We start from the raw sequence: 17555 nt of genomic DNA, 5'->3' as shown, positions 1-17555 counted from the left end.
TAAGAAAAACAGGGGTTTGCTATGGGGAAAAGTCTGATTGTGGTGGTGGTTGTCACTGCCGTTGCTTTGGCGTTTTCGTGGTTTGCTGGGTCGGGTAGCGTGCCGCTCTTCGGGCTCTCAGCCATGTTTGTAACGGGGCTTTGGGCGCTTGGCCTTAACTGGCTTGCCTTTATCCCATCCGCTGCCGCGCAGAGCGACAAATTCTACGATAGCGTCGGCGCGCTGACCTATCTGACAGTGACCGCGCTGGCTATCTATGCCGCGGTCCAGGCCCACGGAGGGCTCGACATTCGCTCCATGGTTGTTGCCGGCATGGTGGCGATCTGGTGCCTTCGCCTTGGCACCTTCCTTTATCGCCGTATTCATGCTGCGGGTGGGGCGGACAGCCGGTTTGAAAAGATCCGCGTGAACCCACCGCGTTTTCTTGTCGCGTGGACGCTGCAAGGGCTGTGGGTGATCCTGACGGCCTCCGCTGCAATCGCGATTATCACCGCTGATGCCCGCGCGCCGATCGGACTCTTCTTCTTTGCGGGCAGCGCGATCTGGCTGCTTGGCTTTGTGTTTGAAAGCGTGGCTGATGCACAGAAACAGGCCTATCGCAGTGACCCAGCCAACAAGGGCAAGTTCATCAATGTGGGCCTGTGGCGCTGGTGTCGCCATCCCAATTATTTTGGTGAAATCACGCTGTGGTTCGGCATTCTCGTAATTGCGGTGCCAATCTTGTCAGGCCTCTCGTGGTTAGTCGTCATCTCGCCGATCTTTGTCTTCCTCCTGCTCACACGGATCAGCGGGATCAATCTGCAAGATGCACAGGCAAAAGAGCGCTGGGGCGATGATCCTGAGTACCAGGCCTATCGCAAGGCCACACCGGCCCTGTTCCCAAAGCCGCCATCAAGGGGATAGGCCAAAGAGGTGCGCGACGATGCCTCGCACATTAGACACTTTGACAAAACAAAGCACTGCGATACACCCCTGCAAAGGGGATCGAGTTTAATCAAGGAGAGCCTTATGGCCCGCATGTCAGTTCCCTCTTTCTTCGCCGCTGCTTCTGCCTTTGCATTGCTTGCTGCCTGCAGTGGCGGAGCGGAAAACGGTGCCGAAGACTCAGCGGCAGACACGCCTGCTGAAATTGAGCAGCGTCAAGATAACTTCAAAGCGATTGGTGACAGCTTTAAGGCGATCCGCGAGCAGCTTGAAACGGATGCGCCCGACTTTGCGGTGATCACTCCGGCAGCTGCCGACATCAATGAGCGGCTGCAACGCCTGCCCGACCTCTTCCCTGACGGCACCAGCGTGGAAGCGGGATACGACACAGAAGCTCTCGCGACGATTTGGGAAGACCCGGAGGGCTTTGCAGAGGCGATTGAAAACGGTGTCGCGGCAAGCGCTGACATGATGGCAGCGGCCGCCACTGGTGATCCCGAAGCAGTTGGCGGGCAGGTTGGCAATCTGGGCCTTAATGGCTGTAAGGCCTGTCACGAAAAATATCGCGTCGATGACGAGTGATCAGGTAGAACCAAGCCTGGTCCAAGAGCCTATCGCAAAGACGCATTCGGTCAGGATCTGGGATTGGCCGGTGCGCCTAACGCATTGGTCATTCGCTCTGCTTTTGCCTGCCATGTGGGTGACTGCGGATAGCTCGCAATGGGGCTGGCACATGCGGCTTGGCCATGTGCTGTTGGCACTCATCATCTTCCGCATTTTGTGGGGGCTCATTGGCACTGATACCGCACGCTTTTCGAGCTTCGTTAAGGGGCCGGGTGCTCTCCTTAAATATTTGCGCGGAGGGTATCCGCATAAACAGCACAAGGGTCACACCCCTTTGGGCGCGTTGGCAGTGCTAGCGCTTTTGGGCCTGACGCTTGCCCAAGTGAGCATGGGCCTTTTTGCAGGCGATCCCTTTGACGGCGCGACCGGACCATTGAACTCGCTTGTGGGCGTGGGAACAGCCGATTTCCTCACCGACACGCATGAATGGTTCTATTGGGTCGTCTTCGGCATGGTCGGCCTGCACATCACCGCAGTCGGGTTATACGGGGCGTTTCAAGCACAGAACCTGATCGGGCCAATGGTTGGCGGTACGGGCGAGAAGGCACTGAGCGTTGCAGACAACTCGCCTGCGCCGTGGAGCAGGGCGCTTGGTGCGCTGGCGGTGTCGGCGGGATTGGCGTTCTGGGTGTATTTGGGGGTGCCGAGGCCAATTTAGGCCCCCATACGCCTCCTTCTAATGTTCAAACTAAAGGTCAGAGCGACGGGAAACAAAAGTGCAAATCCAATAGCGATCCATGAGTTTCTGACATAAGCTTCCCCGAGCTCATGCAGGATCGCTGGGCCGACATACGGATCATTGAACTCTGAATAGATTCCGAAGGCCAAAAGAGCCGAAAACGGAAGCGTCGCAAGGCCAAACCGGGGCCACTTGATTTCGAGTGCAAGCGCAGCAATGCAAAGAGCAGCGGGCCAAATCCAAGGATCAACCCGATGATCAACAATCAGCATTTTATCTGAAACTTCGGCCTGAGCCGGGCTCACAAGCACGAGGACTGCAAGTAAAGCCATCGGCCCAATGCAGCGCATCAAATCAACCCCAAGCGTTCAAGCTTACCCGCCAGTTTCCCCGGCAGCGCATCGCCAATATCCTCGCCCTCATCCAGGTCGCGCGGGGGATCGCCCTTCAGATAACGCCAACCTTGGTGGGCGCGTTTGGGGCGGGGCTCTACGCGAACCAGCTCTGGCTTCATTTCGATCAGCCAGCGCCCATCATCGGTTTGCGAAAAGCCGATGATTTCAGAGCGCGCAACGATGGAATGCTGGTGGATCCAATACAGCGAGCCGCCAATACACTGTTCCCATTTGGTTGGGCGGTATTTGGTTGTGAGGTAGGGCGCACGCGTGCCGCCTCGATACCAGCTTTCCAACTCGGCATAGCTTTGCGCGCCGTAAGCGATTTTCGTCAGGTGTAGGGGCATGGGACCAATTTAAGAGGTTTTCGGTCGATTGCGAGCAGCCACCCTAAGCAATCCACGATACTTTCTTGTGTTCCATCTCAGCGTTTACAACGGCGCAAGCCCGGCTGCGACTGCCAGCCCGAGGAAGGCGAAAAAACCCATCGAATCAGTAATCATGGTGACAAAGACGGATGATGCGACCGCCGGGTCTTGCCCCATACGTTCGAAACCCACTGGAACCAGCACGCCCGCCAGGCCGGAAACCGCGATATTGATAACCATGGCAAGCGCAATCACCACGCCCATTTCCGGGCCGAATAATATGCCAGCGGCAATGCCGATCAATACGGCGACCGTCCCTCCGTTGAGGAGCGCAACGCGCAATTCTCGCCAGACAATGCGCCATGTATTGGCACGGGTCAGCTGATTGGTGGCAATCGCGCGCACGGCCACTGCCATGGTTTGCGTGCCCGCGTTTCCGCCAATACTCGCGACAATCGGCATCAGCACCGCGAGCGCCACCAGCTTCTCAATTGCTGCACCAAAGAAAGCGATGATGGCCGAGGCCACCACAGCCGTCCCCAAATTGGCGACCAACCAGCGTACGCGGCTGGAATAAGCCTCCTTGATTGGCTCGTTGATGTCGCCATCGCCAGCACCAGAAAGCAAGAGCGCGTCTTCGCCTGCCTCTTCAGATATGATGTGCACGATGTCATCGACGGTGATCTGGCCCACTAAACGTCCGCTTTCGTCGGTCACGGCGGCGGAGATCAGCGCGTATTTCTGGAACATTAGTGCGACCTCTTCCTGATCAGTCGTCACCGGAATGAGCGTCTGGTCGCGCTTCATCACGTCAGTCAGCGCGATGCTGCGCGGTGTCGTCAAAATCCAGTTGAGTGCACACGTGCCGACTGGATGGTGAGAGGCATCGACCACGAAAACTTCCCAGAAATCGTGCTCCAGATCACCTTCCTCGCGTAAGTAATCAATCAGGTCACCGACCGTCATATGCTCGGGCACCGCCATAAAGTGGCGGTTCATCAGGCGCCCGGCGGTTTCCTCCGGATAGGACAGCGCGCTTTCAACCGCGGCCTGCGTTTCAGGCTCCAGTTCGGCGATGATCGCTTTTTGATCATCCTCGTCAAGGTCTTCGAGCAACTGGACCGCATCATCGGTTTCGAGCTGCTCTGTGATGGTGGCAACGTCTTCTGGCGCGAGAGCTTCCATCATGAGTTCGCGGACGTGATCGTTAAGCTCTGCGACCACTTCCGGTGTCATCAAATCGGTGATGGCAGCAGCAAATGTCTCACGGTCGCCTTCATCGATGAGTTCGACAAGGTCGGCGATGTCGGCGGGGTGAAGCGGTTCGACCAGGTCGTAGACTGCATTGGAGTCACTGCGCTCCAACGCATCGCGGACCGAACTCACAAAAGACCGCTTTAGCCGGTTTTCTTCATCGTGGCGCTCATCATCGATCCGGTCATCGGGGCGCACGACGTCTTCTGCCTCGATTGGCAGGGCTTCGTCATCAAGAGCGCGTTGATCTACCATGGGTTTGAGGGTCTAGGGTCCGCGCCTCCAAAAGCAAGCAAACCGTTGCGAGTAGTGGGTGACAGCTAGTGGGTGACAGGCGCGCGGAAGTCATTATATCACCGGCCAAACATTCAGGAGATATTGGATTATGGCCGACACACTCACTTTCACGCTCGACACTGGCGATGGCGAAGGCAAGGACGTTGTTATCAAGCTGCGTCCGGACTTGGCACCCGGCCATGTCGAGCGCATCACTGAGCTTGCCAGCGAAGGCTTTTACGATGGAGTGGTGTTCCACCGCGTGATCGACGGCTTTATGGCGCAAGGTGGAGACCCTACCGGCACCGGCATGGGTGGCAGTGAAAAGCCCGACCTCAAGGCGGAGTTCAACTCAGAGCCCCACGTCGAAGGGGTTTGTTCGATGGCGCGTTCACAAATGCCCGACAGCGCTAACTCACAATTCTTCATCTGCATTGACGATGCAGGTTTCCTCGATGGCCAATACACCGTCTGGGGCAAGGTCGAGAGTGGCATGGAGCACGTCCACGCCCTGCCCAAGGGTGAGCCACCCGCAAGCCCCGGCAAGATTGTGAAGGCGACCGTGGGTTGATCTTGGCTCTAGCGATTGAGGTAGCCAGCTTGCTCCTGATTGGAGCTTTGGGTTTTGGCCTAAGGGCTTTAGCAAGAACGATGCTGCCGGATCGGAAAGTGACCCGCTTCGTGATTGTTGCTGGTTTACCATGGATCGCTATTGCCAGCTACTTCCTCTACTGGTTTTGCGGCGAAGATTTCACTGATCCGCTGGTTTGGGCGGCAAGCGGTTTTTTGATGATCGCGGTCTTCTTGAATGCTCTTCCATATTGGGCCGGTTATCTCTTGGAGTGGGTTTGGCGTGTCCTAATTAGGAAACGCCAAGCATCCTTCTGAACGCCCCATAACCATGAAATCGCAATTCCTTTTCGGGATCTATCGGGCAAAAGACCTTCGGCAGTTAGATTGTTGTTTGCGGTGGCAAGCGTCGCGTCGTTGGTTTTGTGGAGTCCTACGGTGAGACTCGTCTCTGTGCCTCTTTGGAATGGCGACGTGATGCGGAGCGCACAAATGCGTTTTGCTGCATTGATCCTAGCTCTAGCCGTAAACCGAAGGCCGTTCGTGCTGAGCCTGTCGAGGCCCAGCTGCCTCAAAACGCGTCCTTCGACAAGCTCAGGACGAACCGGGTTGCGGGCGTGGTGGCTGAGCCTATTGCTCATCACCCTCTCGGCCTGCGCCACAATACCCGATATCTCCCAATCGCGCTCACCCTGTCGGATGGAGCCGGGTGGGTGGTGCTCCTTTGTGCGCGAGGCTGCAGTCGAAGCCTATCCGTATGCCATCGCTTCGCTGCAAGCCTATGATGGAGATAGTGATCTCTACACTGACACGGCTCCGATCCTGCAGCGCGTCAAGCGCTTGCCCATCTCAAAAGACGATATGGATAAAGGCTTTGGCTACGCCATATTTGAGCAGATCGCTCAGAATGATGTGCCTGACCAAGAAGACCCGCAAGTTGTCGCGCGTATCCTCGCCTTTCGAGGGACCGACTTCGACGGGTTCACGGACATCTTCTACGGCACACTGCGCAATGACCAGATCGACCTTGCAGTGGAGGCATTCGCTTCGGAAAGCGGGCGGTTTGATGACGATGTGCCATGGATTGTGACGGGGCATTCGCTTGGCGGGGCACTGGCAACGGAAGTCTCGATGGCCAATCCGGAAGTGCGCGCCTTTATGTTCAACACCTCGCCCTTCTACGGGGGCGATGCCATGTCGAACAATGTGCGGCGCACCGTCCTTAATGAGCGGGGGGAGATTCTGCGGCGCTTCGCCAAGTTCAAATCAGCCCCTGCGGCCGAGGTCTACACGATTAATTGCAGGCCGGGGGCAAGTTCGATCAAGAAGCACTCGATGCGGCGGCTCGCCGATTGCCTGACATGGATCGCAGCGTATGCGGATAAGGACGCTCTCCAAATAGTGAGAACTCAAGGCATTGAGCGGCCAAAAGTGGAGTGTAGGCGTGCGCAGTCCGGCCATCCGGGGGTGGGGCATCGCGAGATTACGCCTTGCGTTCACCAATCGCGACCTGACAAAGAGACTTCGCCTGACGAAGCTGACGATTGAAGCCATGATTGAACTGGCGCGTGGTTGAGGCTAAACGCGCGCGACCATGAAACCAACCACAGACCCCCGTGTGGCTCCTAACGAGAGCCCAAAGACCTACCGCGTCAAAAGCTTTGGCTGTCAGATGAACGTCTATGATGGCGAGCGTATGGGCGAGCTTCTGGACGAAAAAGGCCTGTCACCTGCACCGGAGGGCGAGGATGCGGACCTGGTTGTGCTCAACACCTGCCATATTCGTGAGAAGGCGGCAGAGAAGATTTATTCTGACATTGGCCGTCTGACCAAAGGAAAGACGCAGAAGAAAGCGCCGATGATTGCGGTGGCTGGCTGCGTCGCTCAGGCTGAGGGCGAAGAGATCATGACGCGCGCGCCCGCTGTCTCGATGGTCGTGGGACCGCAGGCCTATCACCGCCTGCCCGATATGCTGGATTCAGCGGTCGCGGGTGAGCGGGCGACCGACACCGACATGCCAGCGATTGCAAAGTTCGGTGCGCTTCCTGCGCGCAAAAGGCGCTCACCAACCGCGTTTCTTACCGTGCAAGAAGGGTGCGATAAATTCTGCACCTATTGTGTGGTGCCTTACACGCGCGGTGCAGAAATTTCCCGTCCATTCAGTGATTTGATTGACGAAGCGCGCAGGCTTATTGAAGCTGGCGCTCGCGAGATCACTCTGCTTGGCCAGAACGTCAACGCATGGGCAGGCGAAGATGATGCAGGGAGGCCAGTGGGGCTCGCGGGCCTCATCCGCGCGATTGCAAAGCTCGATGGGGTAGAGCGTCTTCGTTACACAACATCGCACCCCAATGACATGGAAGACGATTTGATCGCCGCGCATGGTGAGGTCGCAAAACTGATGCCGTATCTGCACTTGCCCGTGCAGTCCGGCAATGACCGTGTGCTGAAAGCGATGAACCGCGCGCATACGGCGGAAAGCTATTTGCGCCTTCTTGAGCGCTTTCGCGAGGCACGTCCTGACATCGCATTGTCGGGTGACTTTATCGTCGGCTTTCCCGGAGAGACCGAAGAGGAATTTCAGGACACGCTCGCCGTGATCGACGAGGTCCGTTATTCTCAAGCGTTCAGTTTCAAGTATTCACCGCGCCCCGGTACACCTGCGGCCACGATGGATAATCAGATCCCGCGCGACGTGATGGATGATCGTCTTGCGCGCCTTCAAGAACGCCTCAACCGCGATCAGCGTGCCTTTAACGACGCGCTAGTGGGCAAGACCTGTTCCATCCTAGTTGAGCGAAAGGGTAAGCTTCCCGGCCAATGGCTCGGTAAATCTCCCTGGCTCACCAGCGTGTGGTTTGAAGGTGCGGCCGAAATTGGCGACCTCATCGAAGTGGAGCTCGTCGATGCGGGCCCCAATTCGATTGCCGGGCGCATTCCTCAGACTGCCAACGCCACTTAAGGCGTTTGCTCTTTTTCCGCTTGCTCCATTTCAAAAGCGCGACCCGCGATATTGCTGTAATATCGGCGTGCCAATGAATTGCGCGACGTGTCGTAGAGCTTTGAAATCAAGGCGCGATCAAATGTCGTGAGTGCCATTGGTGGATCGTCATCACGGAAAAGAGTGAGGATCGTGTCCGCGGCAGGATTGGCATCAGCCGCAAGACCGCGCGAATTGCCGAATGTGCGCATCGAGGCATAGTCGGCCAGCTGCGTAAGGGTCTTGCCTGCGGCAGCGGTGAGTTCGAACAGTACAACAGAGCCGGTTATTTCGCTCGTTGAATTGCTTCTGAGACGAGAAGCCAATCGAACCGGATTATTTACGTTCGTCGGATCGTCTACGTCCTTTATATCAAAGGTCATCCTTCCAGCATTGCTCTGTAGTGGTGCACCATCAACATTTCGCACTTCATTGATAGTCCATGTGCGCACTGGATCGGCTTCGCTTAGGACATCTTGGCGCTGAAAGCTCAGAAGGTGGCGGAGCATGTCGTTGTCGTCGGTCAGCCACGTATCAGGAGGCCCTGCGCTCGGCGGAACAAAAATTACTGTCAGGTTGGGCTTGCAGTTCTTAGTGGGATTGCGACGATTGGCTCCCAGCGCTTCGGCATTTTCCGAGATCCGCTCTTCGATAACGCGCGTTTCGGCCTCTGGAAGACCAACAACCTGCGGACAGATTGCCTCAAAATAGGTGGCGACGGTGCGCCCGTCGCGCGGTTTGGTGATAAGATCGGTCACCATCTTACGCAGTTGAATGCGCCGTTCGGTCGGTGAAACGGGAACTTCACCTTCCACAATGATTTCGCCTTCGGAGCTTTGGTTCGAACCGATGGGCTGCGAACCGGTGTCAGAATTGGTCTGCGCGAGGGAACCCGCAGCACTGAACAGGGCAAACATCAAGGCAGGGATAAAGGTCTTCACGGCTTCTCCTTTCTCCGTCCGAGGCCATAGACCATCGTCCGAAAGAGCAACGCACCTAACTTTGCATGTCACTTACCATTGTTCGAAACTCTCGTCTATACTCACCTGTTCACCCTTGATCAGACGCCGGGCTGTCTCTCGGCTTGTCGCATAAGTAAGGTCCGCAGGCTTGCCTTGATAGGTCGCTGTCAAAAGAGACATATCGAGCTGCGTCAATCCTTCCATGGCCGTGTCTGTGCGACTGAATAACGTCAAAATTGACGGAATGGTCGTCTCACGGGATTCGAACTGCGGATCGATCAGTAAAAGTGTTGCATGGTCGCATAGTCGGCGACCTGTTTTGCTGTCATACCTTCAACAGCCCGCCTATCGAGCAAAGTAACCGACAAAATTATGTGATTGCGATACTTCGGTGGCAGCTTGCCCGAGTCGCGTGCATGCCCGCAGATATCGTATTGGGTTCGCGGTTCTGGTTTTGCATTCAGATTGATTTGACCGGTCGGCCTGCCATTAGGCCTGCGACATTCTACCAGCGACCAACCGATTGCTCCTTCACTTCGACTTGCAATGCGATTGATGACCGATTGTCTTGCACCGGCGAAGGCCCAGCGTTGGCTGTCGCGGGCCAGCATTAGTTCTGCTTCCGGATGGGCACTTTCTCATATCATACCGGCGTGCGCATTGCGAATGGGCGGTGGGTTTCCCCAGCCATAGCCACCACCTGAACTTGCCAAAGGAGCAAGGGAGCCTACCATTGCGACTCATGAAGGCCTCTCCTCGCAGCAGGCATGGCTCAAGTGCAAAGGACCTTATGGGACGCAAACCCACGAGTTCAATCGATCCGACAGTCGTTCCGGCTGCGATCAACTCTAACGAGAGTCAGGGTGCCGGCGGGCGGGCAAGGGCCGAACTTTCTTTCGAAAATCAGTCGCTGCTGGGCGCTCTCTTCGGTCAATTCGATGCCAATTTGGTGCAGGTCGAAAACCGCCTGAACGTCTATATCCACGCGCGCGGTGACAAGGTCTTGATCGAGGGAGCCGAGGATGCGGTGGCGCGTGCGCGCGAAACCCTGACGACCATGTATGACCGGCTGGCTCAGGGGCAGGATCTTGATGCGGGCGCGATTGAATCGCTTATCGCCATGTCGAACGAGCCGACTTTGGAAGGCATCATTAGCGGTGAGAAGGAAGAGCCGCCGATCATGATCCGCACGCGGCGCAAGACCATTGTGCCACGCTCTGCGACCCAGATCACCTATATGCGCAGCCTCTCGCGTGACGACATAATCTTTGCATTGGGTCCAGCTGGTACGGGAAAGACCTATCTCGCAGTTGCGCAAGCTGTCTCGCAATTGATGACCGGCAGCGTTCAGCGCCTGATCCTTTCCCGCCCAGCGGTTGAGGCGGGCGAGAAGCTTGGGTTCCTTCCTGGCGATATGAAGGACAAGGTCGATCCCTATCTGCGCCCGCTCTACGACGCGCTGTACGATTGCATGCCGCCCGAACAGGTCGAGCGGCGGATCGAGAGCGGCGAGATAGAGATTGCGCCGATTGCCTTTATGCGCGGACGCACACTTGCCGATGCTTTTGTGATCTTAGACGAGGCGCAAAACACCACGCGCGAACAGATGAAGATGTTCCTGACGCGCTTTGGCCAGAACAGCCGCATGGTAATTTGTGGAGACCCCAAACAGGTCGACATTCCGGGCGGTGACCGCATGTCCGGCCTTGCCGATGCGGTCGACAAGCTTGAGAATGTCGAGGGCTTCGGCACCATCCGCTTCAGCGCCGCCGATGTGGTTCGCCACCCCATCGTTGGCCGGATTGTCGAGGCCTATGAGGGAGTGGGCTAGGTCAGTTTTTCTGGGGCATGTCTGGATTTCGCCTCGCGACTTGGAACCCAAGGGTCTTTCATTGGGGGTGTGAGCGGACATTCCGCCGTGGATCTGTGAGCGTATGTTTCTGGTCGGATCTTTAGGTTGTAAGACGTTGCGGCAACTCGCTAAAGTTTCACCGTACGCCGGCATCTGTAAGCTCATTGATTTTGGTCTGGCTTTCCCGCGATCCAAGCCTGACTGCCGATCGGTAAGCATCTATTGCCTTCGCCTTCTGACCATTCGCCCGATAGCCATCTCCGAGCGAGTCCCAAACATTGGGATCATCAGGAAAAAGCTGAGAATTGAAACTGAAGATTTCCACGGCCCATTGTTTGTCCTCACGAAACTGCAAACTCAGGTACCCCAACCGATTGAGCACAGTTGGCGAGGAAATCTCGGACTCGTAATGTGAGCGCAATATTGATTTGAGCTTGGTGATCTCCGCGGGTGGCTGCTGTGCCATGAAATCGAATACGAGCTGATAAACATTCTCGATGATTGGCTCTGGCTGGAATGATGCGTTGAAGAGCATTTTCTCAATCGCCCACGTCCGTTCAACCTGTTGGCTTGTTGCATTGGTTGAGAAGATGATGACCGCTTTGTCGTCTGGCAACCAAAGAAACTCATGAAAAAAGGCGCCATTTCCACCATTATGGGTGATGATTTGGGTGTCGCGGTCTGACGTGAATATTGCCCAGCCATATCCATAATGGCTGTCGCCGCTTTCCTGTTCGGCGATATAGGATGTTGTCAGTTGCTTGGTAAGTTCGCTTGATAAAACTGTGTTGTTTTCAAGTGCGAGGTACCAAAGATACATGTCATTCTGTGTCGAATGGATGCCACCATTGCCCTTCAAGTTCCAGGAAACAGCGCCATCGCTTTTGAATCGCTCAATCATAGTCCCGCGATCAATGATGTTTCGTTGGTATGCGTGCGCCAGCACAAGGTCGTCCCAGTGAGGCAATGTGTAGCCTGTGCGTTTCATCCCGGCAGGCCCGAACAGATTGTGCGCAATGAAGCTTTCATAGTCCATGCCGGACTGCAATTCGATGATCCGTGCCAAGACGCTGTAACCAGCGTTTGAATAGCCGTACCTTTCGCCGGGCTCAAACATCAGGTCCCCGTTGAACAATTCACTAAAAAACTCATGCGTGGGAATGTGATCAAAATCACCATCACCTATTGAATGCGGGAGGCCCGATGAGTGTGTAAGCAGTTGATGTATCGTGATGTTCTTCTTGTTGTCCGGTAAGTCCGGGAAATAGTGACTGACCGGGTCGTCCACGCTGAGCTGCGATCGTTCGACAAGAAGCAGTATCGCTGTGGCCGTGAATTGCTTCGTAACTGAGCCGATTGAGATGACCGTATCGGGTGTAAAGGGTAACTCTTCCTCCTTATTGGCAAGGCCGTAACCCTCGTTCAGAACGACATTCCCATTCACGGACACCAGAATGGCTCCCGAGAAGCCATTATCCGCGCCTTCTGCAAGAAACTTGTCTATTCGCTCTGCTGGATTTGACTCTGAGGCTACCGATTGCGTCGTACATAGAGCGAGTGTGAATGCACTTGCGGCGCCAAACACATACCTTGCCATTACACATATGCAGGAGGGATGGCGGTTTGCGTAGGTCATGACTTCTGCCTCCCTTGTAGCGCAATGAAGAAGCAGCCCACACTTCCGAAAAGGAGCATAAAAGCCGGGATAATTAGGAACCGCAGAGGTGAGTGACTATTGGTTTCAGGGTGCGCTATGAGTTCGTAAAAACGCCTTCCTTGCGAGCTCGTTTCGACAAAACTCTCTCCGCGGTATTGGTCCAAATGAAGGTTGTCCTGATTGATCCGTGACAGCATTTCTGCATGGCGACCATCGTCCGGCGAGAGAATGGCATGATAAGCGGTCAAGGATTCATCTGGCTGGAGGAACCCTTCCGAACGGTACATATATTGCCGCTCCGCAGTATCTGGGACTATTGCACCTCCAAGAAGCGCACCACCAATCATCAGCCCGGTCAGCCCAGCAAGCATCCAGTTGCGATTGCTGTCCTGAGCTGTCTGGTTTTGATCTAGTATTGCGATGCGAACGGACCTCACTTCTTTCAGTTTCTGAAGCTCGTCGCCATCGATCAGACCGGCGACTTCACCTGCATCAAAACCATATGTGCTCTGCAGTTTGTCAAATATCTCTTCGCTTGGGTAAGATTTTCCCGTTTCGAGTTTGGAAAGGTAAGACTGCTCAATACCCACTTGCTGAGCGGCGACAGGCTGAGACCATCCTCTCCTGTCTCGTGTTTCCCTCAAATACTCGCCAAACCTCATTTCGAACCCCTCCTCAAGCAGCGCAAGTTTCATATGCGACAGCGACTAGTCTCGCGAAGTCGAGTTAAAACTTGAAGGTGAATATGCAGGAATAATTAATGATGCAGAGGAATATTTGTCCTTTTTGAGGGCTTATGGTCGCTCCGCGAGCTTACCGCACGCTTGCGTCAGATTGATCGTGCTTTCCTAATGCAGCATTGCTGTACTAATGTCGGTTCAATGGCCTCCTCAATCCTTCCTCAAAGCGATGTCGAAACGGGCTGCGAATGGGCAGATGGGTTTTTCGCTCTTGTACAGTGTCTCATGTGTCTCAAACTTTTCCCCAACGCGTTGTAATTACGAGAAACGTCGTGGAACTTGAGATCGATATCGAAGACTGGCCAGAAGGGGGCTGGGAGGCGCTGGCGAGGAGAGCGGCCGAAGCTGCGGGCAAGGTGGCTCCTGAACTTGCTAACGCGCGCCTTTTGACCAGTCTGCTTTTCACTTCAGATGCCGAAGTCCACACGCTCAACCGCGAATGGCGCCAGCGCGACAATCCAACCAATGTGCTGAGCTTTCCGATGTTAGCCCGGGACGAACTGCTCGAACTGACACCAGAAGGCCCGCCGCAAATGCTCGGTGACATTGCGCTCGCTTACGAGACCTGTACCCGCGAAGCGGACGAAAAGGGCGTCGCCTTAGAACACCATGCTGCACATCTCATTATCCATGGATTGCTGCATCTTGCCGGCTTTGATCACGTTCATTCTGACGAAGAAGCGCAGGCGATGGAGGCTTTGGAGATAACCGCTCTTGCAAAAATGGGTATTGCGGACCCATATGGTGACAGACTTTAAACGGAGGAAACGTCGTAAGGGCCATGCCCGATAGCAGTAGCGCCGCCGCGGGAGACGCGGAGAGTAGCAAGGGGTTGTGGCCCCTCATTAAGAAAATGGTTGGTGCCGGTGACGGCACGCGGTCCTTGCGTAAGCAACTCGAAGAGACAATCGACGAGCACGAAGGCGAAAATGGCGATCGCTCCGATCACAGCAGCGAAGACGGAACCGGCAATGGCGACCTTTCAACGGTCGAGCGCCAGATGCTGCGTAACCTGCTGCACTTCTCGGAGCACGATGCCGACGATGTAGCCGTCCCGCGCGGCGAAATTGTTGCGGTTGACGCAAGCCTTGGTTGGGACGAATTGGTCGCGCAATTTGCCGAACATGGCCATTCGCGCATGCCGGTCTACCGCCACACTTTGGATGATGTGATTGGCATGATTCACATCAAAGACGTGTTTGCCTATGTCGCCACCGGCAAGGCCCCGCCAAGTGATTGGACGGTGCTGATGCGTCAGCCCCTCTATGTCCCGCAAACGCGTGGTGCCTTGGATGTGCTTGCGGACATGCGCGCGCGCAGGGTGCACTTGGCTGTAGTGCTCGATGAGTTTTCGGGGACCGATGGCCTTATCACTATCGAAGACTTAGTCGAAGAAATCGTTGGTGAAATTGAGGATGAGCACGACGAAACGCCCGAGGAGCTGATCGTTCCAATTGGGCAGGGCATGTGGGATTGCGATGCCCGCGCAGAGCTTGAGGATGTCGCAAGTGCGGTCGATCCGCGTCTTGCAGAAGTTGAGGAAGCGGTAGACACATTGGGCGGTTTGGCCTTCGTTTTGGCGGAAGCCGTGCCCTCTGTGGGATCCATGCTGGAACATCCCAGCGGTTGGCGCATTGAAGTCACAGCGGGTGATGAAACCCATGTGAAACGCCTCCGGCTCCATGCTCCTGAGCCGAAGCCAACCGAAAGTGACTTGCAGTAATGTCACCCAAATATGGGTCTTCCGAAATTCGCTTCGCTTTTTTGCATCCCGCTTGCGTAGCCGCTCGTAGCTCCTTGCAAAGGAGCTGAATTCCATGCCGTCACGTCGTCTTCCCCCGCTTCGAGCGCTTGAAGCCTTTATGCGCACGGTCCGTTTGGGATCGGCGCGTGCAGCCGCGGAAGAGATTGGTTTGAGCCCTTCCGCGCTGTCGCGCAGGATCACCAATCTGGAAGAATTTGTCGGGAAAAAGCTTTTCACACGCGCGCGTCAATCGATGCAGCTCACCGATGAGGGACAGGCTTTCTACGAGGCGGTAAACCCGCATATGGAAGCGCTTGCCCGTGCGGTGGAAAGCCAGTCCGACAATATCGCTTTGCTGCGCCTGCGTTTGGGAGTTTTGCCCATGTTTGGCAGCCAACGCCTGTTTCCGCGCCTTGGCGAGCTGCGCAAGCGTCACCCACTGCTGCATATTGATATTGATACCGCCCCACATCTCGAAGACCGGGTTGGCGACACGCTTGACGCTGCGATCATTCTGTCTCGCGGGCCGGCCAGTGGTCTGCACGCAGTGAGGCTCGATCACAATCTCGTCCACGCTATCTGTTCGCGCTCCGCAGCGGGCGTGATTGGCGAAGTGATGAATGAAGAGATCTTGGGCAAGCAGACCTTCCTCATTCACAATGAACTGCCGGAGAGTTTTGTTGCCTGGAAGAAGGCCAACAATCTTGAAGACCTCGAACCGGCAGCAATTGATCACTATGATTCCGGCGCGCTGATGCTCGAGGCGGCAGCTCAAGGGCTCGGCATTGCGATTATGCACGATGACCACTTGCGGCGCGCGGCTGACAATCGCTTGACCAATTTGCCGGGGCCAGAGGTTCATAGCCCTTACAGCTATTGGTTTGTGTGCAAGCCCACCGCGCTCGAATCGCGCCCTGTCAGGCTGTTTCACGATTGGCTGGTTCGGGCTGACCTTTAGTCTGATTAATCGCGCCTGTAGCGAGGCGGCAACTCGGCCTTAACCGTGGAGGGAGTCCACGTCGTGGACGGTTCTGCCCTGGCTCGCCGAATACCGGATCGGTGGCACATCGTGCGCGAAGCTACGCAGCGGCTTTCCCAGCGCTTCACAAAGCGCCTCCTCGATCCGACGACGCGCTTCAACGCTGATAGCTTTGCGGCCGCGATAATCAGCTGGGCTAAACGGTTCGAGAAAGTGGATGTTCAAAGGGAAAGTACCCTTGCGTGAAAGGACTCGTTTGGCGTTGTTCAGCCCACCTTCTTCACCGATCCATCCGATCCATTCGGCCACTTGGCCGTAATCGATCAGCACGGGTTGCACCATAACACCAGGGGGAGGGGGCTCGAGCACAGAGAGCATGCTGGTCTTGAAGGGCAGGAGCGATTGCCCATCTGTAGTTGTGCCTTCGGGAAAAACAGTGACCGACCAATTGTCAGCCAATGCCTCTTTGAGCGCATTGATCTGGTCCGCCACGCTCATGCGTGCCTCACGCTTGACGAAGACGGTGCGGTTCATTCTCGCCAGCCAACCGACGACTGGCGCGCGATCAAGCTCTGCCTTGGCGACAAATGCAGTTCCGCAAGCGCCCGCAAGGCTCAGGATATCAAGCCACGAGACATGGTTGGCCATGTAAAAGACATCGCGCTTGAGATGCGTGCCGTGGACCTTAACCTTCGCGCCCGAAATCCTTGCAGCGAATCGGAGGAACCACATTGGAAAGGGGGAGCCGTACGCGAAGATACGGTAGAGATAGTGCAGGGGCACCATCAAAATGATCAAAGTGGCAAGCATAAGCGTACGGACGATGATTCTGAACCACCCTCGTAGCGAAATCGCGGTCGACTCGCCACGAGCAGCCGCTACGCGAACGCCCCATGCGCGCTCATCCCCGCGAGTTTGCGCAAGCGCGTCAGAAGCGGGGCTGGCGGCCGGATATTCAGTCATATCGTGGTGCTCTAGCTGTCGCGCGAAAGGCGAACGCCGTAAAGCTCCATCCGGTGATCGACCAAGCGATAGCCCAGCTTCTCAGCGATCTGCTTTTGCAAAGCTTCGATTTCCGGATCGACGAATTCCACCACTTTGCCGGTCTCAACATCGATCAGGTGATCGTGATGCGCCTCGGGCACTGGTTCATAGCGCGAGCGTCCGTCGCCGAAATCATGGCGATCAAGAATGCCCGCTTCCTCGAAGAGCCTGACGGTTCGATAGACTGTCGCGATCGAAATCTTGCTATCGATGGCGGATGCCCGCTCGTGCAAAAGCTCTACGTCGGGATGGTCCTCACTTTCTGAAAGGACCCGGGCGATAACGCGTCGTTGCTCCGTGATGCGCAGACCTTTTTCGGCGCACAACTGTTCGAGATCGATTTTCTGGCTCAAGCCAATACTTCCTTGAGTTTCTCGGTGCCGGGCAAGTCCGGCGTTGAACACGTCTTTCCTTACCGATGCTTGATCAAATGCTCAAGTTAGGTGCCTATTGAATCGTGTCCACAGATGAGTGGGAAATGGGCATTGTCTGCCCCCAAGGCGGCAG

At 55.9% G+C, this 17555-nt stretch carries 21 protein-coding genes; 12 read left to right on the top strand and 9 right to left on the bottom strand.

Translation table 11 applies throughout. The annotated features are described in order from the left end of the window. Nucleotides 1–21: 21 nt before the first annotated feature. From Q0778_RS04110 to Q0778_RS04100, 3 genes are all read left to right on the top strand, one after another. Complete coding sequence (locus Q0778_RS04110) at nucleotides 22–903, top strand: DUF1295 domain-containing protein (protein WP_298334224.1); 882 nt, start codon at nucleotides 22–24, stop codon at nucleotides 901–903. A 105-nt stretch (nucleotides 904–1008) separates the two neighbouring features. After that, nucleotides 1009–1506, top strand: a complete 498-nt coding sequence (locus tag Q0778_RS04105; RefSeq protein ID WP_298334222.1) for a cytochrome c — start codon at nucleotides 1009–1011, stop codon at nucleotides 1504–1506. After that, nucleotides 1496–2206, top strand: coding sequence for a cytochrome b/b6 domain-containing protein (locus Q0778_RS04100; RefSeq protein ID WP_298334220.1), 711 nt, complete (start codon nucleotides 1496–1498; stop codon nucleotides 2204–2206). Before Q0778_RS04105 ends, Q0778_RS04100 begins: the two co-directional genes overlap by 11 nt. Here Q0778_RS04100 and Q0778_RS04095 read toward each other — a convergent pair. From Q0778_RS04095 to mgtE, 3 genes are all read right to left on the bottom strand, one after another. After that, nucleotides 2203–2559: a hypothetical protein gene (locus Q0778_RS04095; RefSeq protein ID WP_298334218.1), complete on the bottom strand. Its 357-nt coding sequence runs from the start codon at nucleotides 2557–2559 to the stop codon at nucleotides 2203–2205. The genes Q0778_RS04100 and Q0778_RS04095 overlap by 4 nt on opposite strands. A 17-nt stretch (nucleotides 2560–2576) precedes the next feature. Next, a complete protein-coding gene (locus tag Q0778_RS04090; RefSeq protein ID WP_298304052.1) occupies nucleotides 2577–2969 on the bottom strand; it encodes a DUF1489 domain-containing protein in 393 nt (130 codons plus the stop codon). Nucleotides 2970–3053: 84 nt separating this feature from the next. Beyond that, entirely contained in the window at nucleotides 3054–4499 is a 1446-nt protein-coding gene (gene mgtE, locus Q0778_RS04085) for a magnesium transporter (protein WP_298334216.1), read from the bottom strand. 130 nt (nucleotides 4500–4629) lie between these two features. Here mgtE and Q0778_RS04080 point away from each other — a divergent pair, with 130 nt between their 5' ends. The 4 genes from Q0778_RS04080 to miaB all read left to right on the top strand — a co-directional run bounded on the left by Q0778_RS04080 (nucleotide 4630) and on the right by miaB (nucleotide 8052). Continuing rightward, nucleotides 4630–5091 (top strand): peptidylprolyl isomerase, encoded by a 462-nt coding sequence (locus tag Q0778_RS04080; protein ID WP_298334214.1) that lies wholly within the window; start codon nucleotides 4630–4632, stop codon nucleotides 5089–5091. 2 nt (nucleotides 5092–5093) lie between these two features. Continuing rightward, the gene (locus Q0778_RS04075; protein ID WP_298334212.1) at nucleotides 5094–5408 is read left to right on the top strand and encodes a hypothetical protein; all 315 of its coding nucleotides are present in this window, start codon (nucleotides 5094–5096) and stop codon (nucleotides 5406–5408) included. Between the two features lie 120 nt (nucleotides 5409–5528). Next, nucleotides 5529–6638, top strand: coding sequence for a hypothetical protein (locus tag Q0778_RS04070; protein ID WP_298334210.1), 1110 nt, complete (start codon nucleotides 5529–5531; stop codon nucleotides 6636–6638). Nucleotides 6639–6684: 46 nt separating this feature from the next. Beyond that, nucleotides 6685–8052 carry a tRNA (N6-isopentenyl adenosine(37)-C2)-methylthiotransferase MiaB gene (gene miaB / locus Q0778_RS04065; protein WP_298304065.1) on the top strand — a complete coding sequence of 456 codons (1368 nt, stop codon included), beginning with the start codon at nucleotides 6685–6687 and terminating at the stop codon, nucleotides 8050–8052. Here the strand turns inward: miaB and Q0778_RS04060 are convergent. Then, complete coding sequence (locus Q0778_RS04060; RefSeq protein ID WP_298334208.1) at nucleotides 8049–9011, bottom strand: hypothetical protein; 963 nt, start codon at nucleotides 9009–9011, stop codon at nucleotides 8049–8051. The genes miaB and Q0778_RS04060 overlap by 4 nt on opposite strands. A 72-nt stretch (nucleotides 9012–9083) precedes the next feature. Continuing rightward, nucleotides 9084–9212, bottom strand: coding sequence for a hypothetical protein (locus tag Q0778_RS04055; protein WP_298334206.1), 129 nt, complete (start codon nucleotides 9210–9212; stop codon nucleotides 9084–9086). Between the two features lie 236 nt (nucleotides 9213–9448). On the opposite strand from Q0778_RS04055, the gene Q0778_RS04050 reads away from it, so the two are divergent. Together Q0778_RS04050 and Q0778_RS04045 are read left to right on the top strand one after the other, a co-directional pair. Next, nucleotides 9449–9646, top strand: a complete 198-nt coding sequence (locus Q0778_RS04050) for a hypothetical protein (protein WP_298334204.1) — start codon at nucleotides 9449–9451, stop codon at nucleotides 9644–9646. A 176-nt stretch (nucleotides 9647–9822) separates the two neighbouring features. Further along, on the top strand, nucleotides 9823–10863 hold the full coding sequence (locus Q0778_RS04045) for a PhoH family protein (protein WP_298334868.1): 1041 nt from the start codon (nucleotides 9823–9825) through the stop codon (nucleotides 10861–10863). A 157-nt stretch (nucleotides 10864–11020) separates the two neighbouring features. Here Q0778_RS04045 and Q0778_RS04040 read toward each other — a convergent pair whose 3' ends face one another. Together Q0778_RS04040 and Q0778_RS04035 are read right to left on the bottom strand one after the other, a co-directional pair. After that, nucleotides 11021–12520, bottom strand: coding sequence for a serine hydrolase domain-containing protein (locus Q0778_RS04040; protein ID WP_298334202.1), 1500 nt, complete (start codon nucleotides 12518–12520; stop codon nucleotides 11021–11023). Further along, the gene (locus Q0778_RS04035; protein ID WP_298334200.1) at nucleotides 12517–13236 is read right to left on the bottom strand and encodes a helix-turn-helix transcriptional regulator; all 720 of its coding nucleotides are present in this window, start codon (nucleotides 13234–13236) and stop codon (nucleotides 12517–12519) included. Before Q0778_RS04035 ends, Q0778_RS04040 begins: the two co-directional genes overlap by 4 nt. Nucleotides 13237–13553: 317 nt before the next feature. Between Q0778_RS04035 and ybeY the strand changes: the two genes are divergently transcribed. The 3 genes from ybeY to Q0778_RS04020 all read left to right on the top strand — a co-directional run bounded on the left by ybeY (nucleotide 13554) and on the right by Q0778_RS04020 (nucleotide 15983). Further along, on the top strand, nucleotides 13554–14039 hold the full coding sequence (gene ybeY, locus Q0778_RS04030; RefSeq protein ID WP_298304077.1) for an rRNA maturation RNase YbeY: 486 nt from the start codon (nucleotides 13554–13556) through the stop codon (nucleotides 14037–14039). A 23-nt stretch (nucleotides 14040–14062) separates the two neighbouring features. Beyond that, entirely contained in the window at nucleotides 14063–15004 is a 942-nt protein-coding gene (locus tag Q0778_RS04025; protein ID WP_298304080.1) for a hemolysin family protein, read from the top strand. A 94-nt stretch (nucleotides 15005–15098) separates the two neighbouring features. Next, nucleotides 15099–15983: a LysR substrate-binding domain-containing protein gene (locus Q0778_RS04020; RefSeq protein ID WP_298304082.1), complete on the top strand. Its 885-nt coding sequence runs from the start codon at nucleotides 15099–15101 to the stop codon at nucleotides 15981–15983. 39 nt (nucleotides 15984–16022) lie between these two features. On the opposite strand, the gene Q0778_RS04015 is transcribed toward Q0778_RS04020, so the two are convergent. Both Q0778_RS04015 and Q0778_RS04010 read right to left on the bottom strand, forming a co-directional pair. Continuing rightward, the gene (locus Q0778_RS04015; RefSeq protein WP_298334199.1) at nucleotides 16023–16967 is read right to left on the bottom strand and encodes a lysophospholipid acyltransferase family protein; all 945 of its coding nucleotides are present in this window, start codon (nucleotides 16965–16967) and stop codon (nucleotides 16023–16025) included. A gap of 11 nt (nucleotides 16968–16978) precedes the next feature. Further along, nucleotides 16979–17401, bottom strand: a complete 423-nt coding sequence (locus Q0778_RS04010) for a Fur family transcriptional regulator (RefSeq protein WP_298304086.1) — start codon at nucleotides 17399–17401, stop codon at nucleotides 16979–16981. Between the last annotated feature and the right edge of the window lie 154 nt (nucleotides 17402–17555).

The sequence above is a fragment of the uncultured Erythrobacter sp. genome (genome assembly GCF_947502395.1).
Taxonomy (GTDB): domain Bacteria; phylum Pseudomonadota; class Alphaproteobacteria; order Sphingomonadales; family Sphingomonadaceae; genus Erythrobacter.
The sequence above is the reverse complement of the archived record's forward strand: the minus strand, read 5'-3'. Positions and strand labels throughout refer to the sequence as shown.

Excerpts from the sequence above, each read along its gene's own strand:
- Q0778_RS04110 (WP_298334224.1), top strand. The coding sequence starts at position 22 with ATGGGGAAAAGTCTGATTGTGGTGGTGGTTGTCACTGCCGTTGCTTTG.
- Q0778_RS04105 (WP_298334222.1), top strand. The coding sequence starts at position 1,009 with ATGGCCCGCATGTCAGTTCCCTCTTTCTTCGCCGCTGCTTCTGCCTTT.
- Q0778_RS04100 (WP_298334220.1), top strand. The coding sequence starts at position 1,496 with ATGACGAGTGATCAGGTAGAACCAAGCCTGGTCCAAGAGCCTATCGCA.
- Q0778_RS04095 (WP_298334218.1), bottom strand. The coding sequence starts at position 2,559 with ATGGCTTTACTTGCAGTCCTCGTGCTTGTGAGCCCGGCTCAGGCCGAA.
- Q0778_RS04090 (WP_298304052.1), bottom strand. The coding sequence starts at position 2,969 with ATGCCCCTACACCTGACGAAAATCGCTTACGGCGCGCAAAGCTATGCC.
- mgtE (WP_298334216.1), bottom strand. The coding sequence starts at position 4,499 with ATGGTAGATCAACGCGCTCTTGATGACGAAGCCCTGCCAATCGAGGCA.
- Q0778_RS04080 (WP_298334214.1), top strand. The coding sequence starts at position 4,630 with ATGGCCGACACACTCACTTTCACGCTCGACACTGGCGATGGCGAAGGC.
- miaB (WP_298304065.1), top strand. The coding sequence starts at position 6,685 with ATGAAACCAACCACAGACCCCCGTGTGGCTCCTAACGAGAGCCCAAAG.
- Q0778_RS04055 (WP_298334206.1), bottom strand. The coding sequence starts at position 9,212 with ATGTCTCTTTTGACAGCGACCTATCAAGGCAAGCCTGCGGACCTTACT.
- Q0778_RS04050 (WP_298334204.1), top strand. The coding sequence starts at position 9,449 with ATGCCCGCAGATATCGTATTGGGTTCGCGGTTCTGGTTTTGCATTCAG.
- Q0778_RS04045 (WP_298334868.1), top strand. The coding sequence starts at position 9,823 with ATGGGACGCAAACCCACGAGTTCAATCGATCCGACAGTCGTTCCGGCT.
- Q0778_RS04040 (WP_298334202.1), bottom strand. The coding sequence starts at position 12,520 with ATGACCTACGCAAACCGCCATCCCTCCTGCATATGTGTAATGGCAAGG.
- Q0778_RS04035 (WP_298334200.1), bottom strand. The coding sequence starts at position 13,236 with ATGAAACTTGCGCTGCTTGAGGAGGGGTTCGAAATGAGGTTTGGCGAG.
- Q0778_RS04025 (WP_298304080.1), top strand. The coding sequence starts at position 14,063 with ATGCCCGATAGCAGTAGCGCCGCCGCGGGAGACGCGGAGAGTAGCAAG.
- Q0778_RS04020 (WP_298304082.1), top strand. The coding sequence starts at position 15,099 with ATGCCGTCACGTCGTCTTCCCCCGCTTCGAGCGCTTGAAGCCTTTATG.
- Q0778_RS04015 (WP_298334199.1), bottom strand. The coding sequence starts at position 16,967 with ATGACTGAATATCCGGCCGCCAGCCCCGCTTCTGACGCGCTTGCGCAA.